Here is a 9,383-nt window from a genome sequence, read left to right on the forward strand (position 1 = left end):
CGACTACGGCCTGGTCGACAGCGGCGACGGGCGCAAGCTCGAGCGCTGCGGCCCCTATCGCCTGGTCCGCCCGGAGCCGCAATGCCTGTGGCGGCCAAGGCTGGACGAGGCGGCCTGGGCCGGGGCCGATGCGGTGTTCGAGCCCTCCGACGAGGACGAGGCCGGCCATTGGCGCTTCGCGCGCGCGGCGCCGGACGGCTGGCCGATGGCCTGGCGCGAGGTGAAGTTCCTCGGCCGCTTCACCGCCTTTCGCCATCTGGGTTTCTTTCCGGAACAGGCGCCGAACTGGGCCTGGCTGGACGACCAATTGCGGCCAGCGCCCGGCGCCAAGGTGCTGAACCTGTTCGGCTATACCGGGGTGGCCAGCCTGGTCTGCGCCGCGGCCGGCGCGGCCGTCACGCATGTCGACGCCTCTAGGAAGGCGATCGGCTGGGCGCGCGAGAACGCCGAGCTGTCCAGCCTGGCGGACCGCCCGGTGCGCTGGATCTGCGAGGACGCCCGCCGCTACGTCCAGCGCGAGGTTCGCCGCGGGGTGCGGTACGACGGCATCATCCTCGATCCGCCGAAATATGGCCGCGGGCCCAACGGCGAGGTCTGGCGGCTGTTCGAGGACCTGCCCGAACTGCTCAGGCTCTGCGTCGGCCTGTTGTCGCCCGACGCCGGCTTCCTGATCCTCAACGCCTATGCCGAGCGGGTCTCCGGCCTCTCCCTGGCCAGCCTGCTGGGCGAGGCGATGGAGGGCCGCGGCGGCCGCATCGACTGGGGCGAGCTCGCCCTGATGGAGCAGGCTGGCGATCGCGGCGTCGGCCTCTCCTTCTTCGCTCGCTGGAGCGCCCGTTGAGCGCCCGCCAGGTCACCTCGCTGACCAATCCGACCGTCAAGGCGGTGCGCGCCCTGCATCGGCGCAGGGAACGCGAGGACACGGGGCTGTTTCTCGCCGAGGGCCTGAAGCTGACCACCGACGCGCTCGACCTCGGCCACATCCCGAAAATCCTGCTCTACGGACCGGACGCGGCCGGCCAGCCGCTGCTGCGGCGGGCGGCCGAGGCGACGGCGGCGGCTGGCGGCGATGTCGTCGAGGTCAGCCGCGCCATCCTGGAAAAGGTCTCCCGCCGCGACAACCCGCAGACCGTGGTCGCGGTCTTTGGGCAGGTGTTTACGCGGCTGGACGAACTCGATCCGGCCTCCGCCCCCTGCTGGGTGGCGCTGGAGAGCGTGCGCGATCCGGGCAACCTCGGGACCATCGTGCGCACGGCCGATGCGGCCGGGGTCGGCGGCGTCATCCTGGTCGGCGAGACCTGCGACCCCTATTCGGTCGAAGCGGTGCGCGCGACCATGGGCTCGGTGTTCGCAACGCCGCTCTATCGCGCCACAACCGCCGGGTTCGTCGCCTGGCGCACGGGCTGGCCGGGATCGGTGGTCGGGACCCTGCTCAGCGCCGACGCCGACTACCGCGCGGCGCAATACAAAAAACCCACTCTCATCCTGATGGGCCCCGAACAGGCGGGCCTGAGCCCCGACCTGGCCGCCATCTGCGACCTCAAGGTGAAAATCCCCATGCGCGGCCGCGCCGACAGCCTGAACCTGGCCGTGGCGACCGGGATCATGATCTACGCGGTGACGGCCTAAGGGTCGGGGTGCGGCGCCTCCATGCCGGCCAGTGTATCCGGCGCCGTCACAATCCCGCGGCCCAGTTTCGAGTTCCACATGCCGTAGCTGAAATACACCGCAACGCCGACCGCCATGTAGACGATGAAGAAATTGCGGGTGCCCCGCACCGCCATCAGGCTCATGAGCAGCATCACGCACATGATCACGCCCAAGATCGGCACGATCGGAAAGAGCGGCGTGCGGAACGGTCGCTTCATCGCCGGGTGGGTGACGCGCAGGTAGATCACCGTGCCGCAGACGATGGCGAAGGCCGCGAGCGTGCCGACGTTGGTCACTTCCGAGAGGGTATCCAGCGACAGAAACCCGGCGCAGCCCGCCGCCACCAATCCGACGATGATGGTGTTGATCCAGGGGGTCTTGAACCGCTTGTGCACCACCGCGAGCTGAGACGGCAGAAGCCCATCGTGGCTCATTGTGTAGAAGATGCGGGTCTGGCCGTAGAGCAAGACCAGCATCACGCTGGTGAGTCCCGCGATGGCGCCGATCTTCACCACAACCGCGAACCAGCCGATGCCGATATAGTTGACCGCCGTTGCGATCGGCGCCGGGCCGTCCAGCCTGGCGTAAGGCACGATCCCGACCAGCACCGCGCTGGTCGCGATGTAGAGGACCGTGCAGATGGCGAGGGCGCCGAGGATGCCGATCGGCATGTCCCGGCCCGGGTTCTTCGATTCGGCGCCCGCGGTCGAGACAGCCTCGAACCCGATATATGCGAAGAAGATTACAGCGGCGCCGTGAACGACGCCGGAAAGTCCATAGCGGGAGCCGCTGCCGCCGGTGAGGATATCGATCAGCGCCCGCAGAATCTGATGCCCCATGTCCATGGGCGTGCCGGGCGGCGGGGCGGGAACCTGCGGCGGGATCAGCGGATGCCAGAGCGCCGGGTGAACATAGAAGGCGCCGATGCCTATGAAGGCCAGCACCACCGTGACCTTTATCGCAACGATGATGTTGTTGACGGTGGCGCTTTCCGAGACCCCGACGACCAGTAGGGCCGTGACGCCGGCGATGCCGAGCATGGCCGGCAGGTTCATCACACCGTGACCGACGACGACACCGTTCACCTTGACTGGCCCCGCCGCGCTCAGAACCTGGGGGACGGCGATGTGCATGTCGGCCAGCAAGCTGAGCAGATAGCCGGACCAGCTCACCGCGACGGTGGAGGCGGCTAGCCCGTACTCGAGCAGCAGCAGGACTCCCATGATCCAGGCGACAAGCTCGCCGGTGGAGGCGTAGCTGTAGGAATAGGCCGAGCCCGAGACCGGCAAGGCCGACGCGAGCTCGGCATAGCAGAGGGCGACCAGCCCGCAGAGGATTCCAGTGATCACGAACGAGATCACGATCCCCGGCCCCGCCCACTCGGCGGCGGCGTGACCCGTGAGCACGAAGATGCCGGCGCCGATGATGCAACCGATGCCGAGCAGGACGAGGTTGAGCGCCCCCAGCGAGCGCTTCAGCTCGCCATGTTCATGCTCGGCCTGGATCTGTTCGACCGACTTGCGCCGAAAAATGCCCGCAATACCCGCCATATGGCTCAACTCCCCGCCCCGCGTGACTCAGGGCGCACGCCCGAGCCGGTGGGCACGCTAGCGGGGCCTGCGCGCCGGGGCAATGAGGCGCGGGCGGCGCGGGTGCGGCGCTACATCGCGGCGCCGTCGAAGCGGGAGGAATTGGGGACACGTACGACCTCATAGGCGCGCGGCGCATTTGGCGCGGCTACTCAACGTCGTACGTGTCCCAAATTCCGGCTCAGCCGCGCCGGGGTTTGGCCCGCCGGGTTGGCGCCGTGCTGGCGGGGTCCTCCGGCCATTCGTGGCGGGGATAGCGGCCGCGCATGTCCTTGCGGACGTCGGCCCAGGAGCCGTTCCAGAAGCCGGGCAGGTCCTTGGTGAGCTGGATGGGTCGGTGGGCCGGGGAGAGCAGCGCCAGGGTGAGCGGGACCCCGCCGACCGTGGGGTGGACGCCGAGGCCGAACAGTTCCTGCACGCGGACGTCGAGGCGCGGCCCGCCCTCGGCGGCGTAGTCGATGGCGAAGCTGGACCCGGTGGGCGCGGTCCAGCGGGCGGGCGCCGCGGCGTCGAGGCGGCGCTGGAGGTCGTAGGGGATCAGCCCGCGGAGCGCCGCCTCCAGGGCCGCGTCGTTGATCGCGGCGAGCGCGGTCTTGCCGGCCAGCAGCGGCGCCAGCCAGTCGGCCAGGCCGGCGGCCAGGGCCTCGTCGCCCAGGTCGGGCCAGGCCGGGTCGGCGGCGCGCAGAAAACCCACGCGGGCGCGCAAGGCCGCCGAGGCTTCGCCCCAGCGCAGGCTCCCGATCCCCTTCTGGCGCACTTCGTCCAGCAGGGCGGCCTGGATCAGGGCCGGGTCGGGATTGGCGATGGTCCGCTCCTCGACGGCCAGGCGCCCGAGCCGGAGCGTTTCCTTGGCGCGCAGGGCGCCGCCGGGACCGGTCTCCAGGGTCTCCTCCAGCGTCATGCGGTCGCCGAATTCGGCCTTCAGCGCCCTCTCGTCGAGGCGTGCGGCGAGCAGGATGCGGTCGCGGGCCGTAGCCCCGCCGAGTTCGGCCACCGCCAGCCAAGGCTCGCGCGCCAGGGCCTCGGCGGCATCGAGGGTGACGCCGCGGCCGCTGGCCAGCTGATAGGCGCCGGCCGGCCCGCGCGCCTTGGCGATGCGTTCGGGGAAGGCCTCGGCGAGCAGCAGCCCGTCGTCGATGGCGGCGTCGTCGCCCCGGGCGCCGGCGGCGCGCGCCCAGCGCTCGGCCAGGGCCGCGGCGTCGCGGGCGCGTGGCGAACGGTCACGGGCGAAGCCGTCCAGGCGGCTGGAGAGGTCGGCGCCGCGTCCGCCAAGGCCGCGCTCGGTGAGCAGGACGGCGATCCGCGCGGCGCGGCGCCCTGCCCCTCTGGCCGCCCCGACCAGCACCATGTGCGCCAGCCGCGGCGGCAGCGGCAGGTCGCTCATGGCGCGGCCGTGGTCTGTGAGCGCGCCGGCGGCGTCCAGGGCGCGCAGGCCCGACAGCAGCGCGCGCGCCTCGGCCATGGCGGCGGCGGGCGGGCGGTCGAGAAAGGCGAGCGCGTCGACATCGCGGGCGCCCCAGCGAGCCAGGTCCAGCGCCAGCCGCGACAGGTCGGTCTCCAGGATCTCCGGCCGCTCGAAGGCGACCAGGCTGCGGGTCTCGGCCTCGTCCCACAGCCGGTAGCAGACGCCGGGGCCGACACGCCCGGCCCGGCCGCGACGTTGATCGGCGGAGGCGCGGGAAACCCGCACGGTGGCGAGGCGGGTGAGGCCGCTGGCCGGGTCGTAGCGCGGCACGCGGGCCAGGCCGCAATCGATCACCACCGCGACGTCGGCGATGGTCAGGCTGGTCTCGGCGATCGAGGTGGCCAGCACCACCTTGCGGCGGCCGGCGGCGGTCGGCGCTATGGCGCGGTCCTGGTCGCGGGCGTCGAGGGCGCCGTAGAGCGGCGCGATCTCGATGGCCGGATCCTTCAGGCGTTCGGCCAGGCGCTCGGCGACGCGCAGGATCTCGCCCTGGCCCGGCAGGAAGACCAGCAGCCCGCCGTCTTCGTCCGCCAGGGCGCGCAGGATGGCGCGGACGGTCTGGTCCTCGATGGCGAGGCTTGGGTTCCGGCCGAGATAGCGGGTGTCGACCGGCCAGCTGCGCCCCTGGCTCTCGATTATGGGCGCATCGCCCAGGAGGGTCGCGACGCGGGCGCCGTCGAGCGTGGCCGACATGACCAGCAGGCGCAGGTCGGGGCGAAGCAGCGCCTGGCTGTCGCGGGCGAAGGCCAGGCCCAGATCGGCGTCCAGGCTGCGCTCGTGGAACTCGTCGAACAGCACCGCGGCTATGCCATCCAGACCGGGATCGTCGAGGATCATGCGCGAAAACACCCCCTCGGTGACCACCTCGATCCGGGTGCGGGCCGAGACGCGGCTGTCCATGCGCACGCGGAACCCGACGGTGTCACCGACGGATTCGCCCAGCGTCGACGCCATCCGCGCGGCCGCCGCGCGGGCCGCCAGCCGGCGCGGCTCCAGCACGATCAGCTTGCCGCCGCCGGTCCAGGGCGCGTTCAGCAGGGACAGCGGAACCACGGTGGTCTTGCCGGCCCCCGGCGGCGCCACCACCACGGCGGCGGTTGTTTCGGCCAGGGCGGCCTTCAGCGCCGGGAGCGCGTCCTCGATGGGCAGATTTGTCATCGCTTGGCGGTGAAGCTCGGGCCTAGGCGGCCTCACCGATCAGCGCTTCAGCGGGGATTTTCCAAGCGGCATGGAGCCGCCGGATCTGTTCAAGCGAGAGGCCGCGTCGTCCAGAGAGCAGGTCGGAGGCTCGCGAGCGCGAGCCGAACACTTTTCCGAGGTCAACCTGGGTGTAGCCACGTTCGGCCATCACCTGTTTGACAATCTCGACCGGAGAGACCGCGGGCAGCTTGAAGTGTTCGGTCTCATAGGCGTCGACCAGCGTGATGAGCACGTCCAGCGCATCGCCTTCGGGCGTGCCTTCAGCCGCGCCCCAAAGGCGCTCGATCTCACGCACGGCCGCATCGTGATCGGCTTCGGTGCGGATGGGGCGAATATCCATGGGATGACCTCTCAGAACTGGGAAACCGTGGCGGCGTCCACCCGGTCGTACTCGGCGTGGGAGCCTATGAACTTGATGAAGGCGGCCGCCCGTCCGAAATCGAACGCGACGATCAGACGATAATTTCCGCCCGAAACCTCGAAGCGAACGCGCTCGCCGTTAATCGTTTTCGCCTTCGGGAAGGCGTCGATAACCTCGGCCGGGCTCTTCCAGGCCGCCGCCTTTGTGACCCGCTCCCAATGGCTCAGCGACGCCGTTGTCTCTGGATGCCGAAGCGCGAAGGCGACCAGAACCCTGCGAGCGATGATTCTCACAGGATTTGCATTAACACGTACCCGTATCGGGAACAACGTAATGTTCGCGGTTTGGGAACGGTTCTGGCCGCGCGCCAAGGCCAATTTGAAGTCCACCCTCCCCGGTCTAATCTACCTACCGAAACCGCCAGGAGCCGTTGTGGCCGATCCCGACACCCTGCCGATCCGCGCCATGATCGCGCCGGTGACGCCGTTGCAGCAGAACTGCACCATCGTCTGGTGCACCAAGACGATGAAGGCGGCGATCATCGACCCCGGCGGCGAGGTCGAGCGGTTGCTGGCCGCCTTGCGCGACCACGGGCTGACGCTGGAGAAGATCTGGATCACCCATGGCCATATGGACCACGCCGGCGGGACCGCCGCGCTGAAGGACGCCACCGGCGTCCCCATCGAGGGTCCGCATCCCGACGACCAGTTCTGGATCGACCGGATCGCCGAGAGCGGCGAACGCTATGGCATGCCGAACGCGCGCGGCTTCACGCCGGACCGCTGGCTGGGCGACGGCGACGTCGTGACGCTCGGCGAGACCGTGTTCGAGGTGCGCCACTGCCCCGGACACACGCCCGGCCACGTGATCTTCTTCCATCGCCAGGCGCGCTTCGCCCAGGTCGGCGACGTATTGTTCAAGGATTCGATCGGGCGGACCGACTTCCCGCGCGGCGACTATGGCCAGTTGATCGCATCCATCACCACCAAGCTCTGGCCGCTGGGCGACGACGTCGCCTTCGTGCCGGGACACGGACCGATGTCGACCTTTGGCGCGGAACGGCGCACAAATCCCTGGGTCTCGGATGAAGCCCTGGCCGAGGCAGGCGAATAGGACGGACGCAGCAAGGCTGTTTCAGTCTTGAAATCAGGGCGTTGCGGCTTTTTGCGATAAGGCGCCATGCAAACCCTGGCCGAAAACACGGCGACACGCACCGACAGCGGCCCCGCCGTCCGCATCCTCATGGTCGATGACGATCCGGGCATCCGTGACGTGGTGTCGGACTTCCTCACCCGCCACGGCTTCATCGTCGAGACGGCCGGCGACGCGGGCGAGATGGAGCGCATCCTGTCGAAGGGCCCCGTCGACCTGGTGGTGCTCGACATCATGCTGCCGGGCGAGGACGGGCTGGCCATCTGCCGGCGCATCGCCGGCGCCGACGGCCCGGCCATCATCATGCTGAGCGCCATGGGCGAGGAGACCGACCGCATCGTCGGGCTCGAACTGGGCGCCGACGACTATCTGCCCAAGCCCTGCAGCCCGCGCGAGCTGCTCGCCCGCATCCGCGCGGTGCTGCGGCGGCGCCAGGAGCCGCGCTCGGCCGACGGGCCGCTGGGGGCCGGCTGCGCCTTCGCCGGCTGGCGGCTGGATCTGGTGCGCCGCGAACTGCGCTCGCCGCAAGGGGTGGTGGTGAACCTGTCCTCGGGCGAGTTTTCGCTGCTGCGCGCCTTTGTCGAGCGGCCGCAGCGGGTGCTGACCCGCGATCGCCTGCTCGACCTGGCGCGCGGGCCCGACACCGAGGCCTATGACCGCGCCATCGACGTGCAGATCAGCCGGCTGCGCAAGAAGCTGGACGACGGCTCCGGCGGCCAGGAGCTGATCCGCACCATCCGCAACGAGGGCTATGTCTTCACCGCCAAGGTGACCCGCGGGTGAGCACGGCCCGGCGGCAGCCGACCGCGACCCTGTTCGCCCAGCTGCTGGCGCTGATCGTCCTCAGCCTGGTCGGCGCCCTGACCATCAATCTTCTGGTGGTGCTGAACCTGCCGCCGCCGATGCCGGACTTCTACCGCATGAACGAGATCGCCCAGGTGCTGCGGGGCGGGACCGGAGTCATGGGCAGCGGCCGGCGGCCCCTGGTCACCCACATCGCCGATCGCCCGCCGATCGACGCCCAGGCGCCGCCGGGCCTGGTTTCGCCCGGACGCGAGACGCTGGCCAAGCTGCTCGGGGCCGCACCGGCGAGCCTGATGGTCAGCACCGACTTCACGCCCTTTTCGGACCGGCGGCAGTTCCTGCTGGTGCGCAGCGAGTTGACCAAGAATGGCGAGCCGTCCGAGGAACGCTTCCTGATCGCCCCGTTCCAGGTCGGCTGGCTGCGCCCCGACGGCCACTGGCTGATCGTCGAACCTAAGCCCTCGCTGCAGCCGTCGGCCTGGCAGATGCGGCTTATCCTGTCGATCATCCTGAGCGCGCTGGTGCTGGCGCCGATGGCCTATCTGTTCGCCCGCCGCCTGGCCAAGCCGATCGCCCAGTTCGCCGAGGCCGCCGAGCGGCTGGGGCGCGACCCGCGCGCGCCGCCGATCGCCATCCGCGGGCCCAGCGAGGTCGATGTCGCCGTGCAGGCCTTCAACCACATGCAGGAGCGCCTGGCCCGCTACGTCGAGGACCGCACCGCTATGGTCGGCGCCGTCGCCCACGACCTGCGCACGCCGCTGACCCGCCTGCGCTTCCGCGTCGAGGGCGCGCCGGATGACCTGCGCGTCAAGATGGCCGCCGACATCGCCGAGATGGAGGCGATGATCTCCGGCACCCTGGCCTTCGTCCGCGACGCCACCCGCGCCGCCCAGCGCACGCGGCTGGAGCTGTCGTCGCTGCTGGAGAGCCTGGCAGACGAGATGAGCGAGACCGGCCTGGATGTGGCCGTGGAGACCGCCGACAAGGTGGTGATCGACGGCGATCCGGTGGCCCTGCGGCGGCTGTTCAACAACCTGTTGGAAAACGCCGTGAAGTTCGGCCGCCAGGCGCGCATCCGTGTCTATGCCGAAGACGACTGCGCGGTGGTCGAGATCGACGACAACGGCTGCGGTCTGCCGGAGAAGGACCTGGAGCGGGTGTT

Annotated in this window: 9 protein-coding genes; 5 read left to right on the forward strand and 4 right to left on the reverse strand. The window is 70.1% G+C overall.

Annotation, left to right across the window (positions count from 1 at the left end):
• A partial coding sequence (locus VGL85_RS19420; RefSeq protein WP_331590663.1) for a class I SAM-dependent methyltransferase occupies positions 1–841 on the forward strand: 841 nt, incomplete at its 5' end.
• The gene (locus VGL85_RS19425) at positions 838–1,629 is read left to right on the forward strand and encodes an RNA methyltransferase (RefSeq protein WP_331590664.1); all 792 of its coding nucleotides are present in this window, start codon (positions 838–840) and stop codon (positions 1,627–1,629) included. The genes VGL85_RS19420 and VGL85_RS19425, both read left to right, overlap by 4 nt.
• Here VGL85_RS19425 and VGL85_RS19430 read toward each other — a convergent pair.
• The 4 genes from VGL85_RS19430 to VGL85_RS19445 all read right to left on the reverse strand — a co-directional run bounded on the left by VGL85_RS19430 (position 1,626) and on the right by VGL85_RS19445 (position 6,654).
• A complete protein-coding gene (locus tag VGL85_RS19430) occupies positions 1,626–3,200 on the reverse strand; it encodes an APC family permease (RefSeq protein WP_331590670.1) in 1,575 nt (524 codons plus the stop codon). The genes VGL85_RS19425 and VGL85_RS19430 overlap by 4 nt on opposite strands.
• 220 nt (positions 3,201–3,420) lie before the next feature.
• Complete coding sequence (hrpB, locus tag VGL85_RS19435) at positions 3,421–5,862, reverse strand: ATP-dependent helicase HrpB (protein ID WP_331590665.1); 2,442 nt, start codon at positions 5,860–5,862, stop codon at positions 3,421–3,423.
• Positions 5,863–5,884: 22 nt separating this feature from the next.
• Complete coding sequence (locus VGL85_RS19440) at positions 5,885–6,244, reverse strand: helix-turn-helix domain-containing protein (RefSeq protein WP_331590666.1); 360 nt, start codon at positions 6,242–6,244, stop codon at positions 5,885–5,887.
• A gap of 11 nt (positions 6,245–6,255) precedes the next feature.
• Positions 6,256–6,654, reverse strand: coding sequence for a type II toxin-antitoxin system HigB family toxin (locus VGL85_RS19445; RefSeq protein ID WP_331590667.1), 399 nt, complete (start codon positions 6,652–6,654; stop codon positions 6,256–6,258).
• 76 nt (positions 6,655–6,730) lie between these two features.
• On the opposite strand from VGL85_RS19445, the gene VGL85_RS19450 reads away from it, so the two are divergent.
• The 3 genes from VGL85_RS19450 to VGL85_RS19460 all read left to right on the forward strand — a co-directional run.
• On the forward strand, positions 6,731–7,378 hold the full coding sequence (locus tag VGL85_RS19450) for an MBL fold metallo-hydrolase (RefSeq protein ID WP_331590671.1): 648 nt from the start codon (positions 6,731–6,733) through the stop codon (positions 7,376–7,378).
• Between the two features lie 66 nt (positions 7,379–7,444).
• Positions 7,445–8,200, forward strand: coding sequence for a response regulator (locus tag VGL85_RS19455; RefSeq protein WP_331590668.1), 756 nt, complete (start codon positions 7,445–7,447; stop codon positions 8,198–8,200).
• On the forward strand, positions 8,197–9,383 hold a 1,187-nt coding region (locus tag VGL85_RS19460), incomplete at its 3' end, for an ATP-binding protein (protein WP_331590669.1). The genes VGL85_RS19455 and VGL85_RS19460, both read left to right, overlap by 4 nt.

Source organism: Phenylobacterium sp. (genome assembly GCF_036501465.1).
GTDB lineage: Bacteria > Pseudomonadota > Alphaproteobacteria > Caulobacterales > Caulobacteraceae > Phenylobacterium.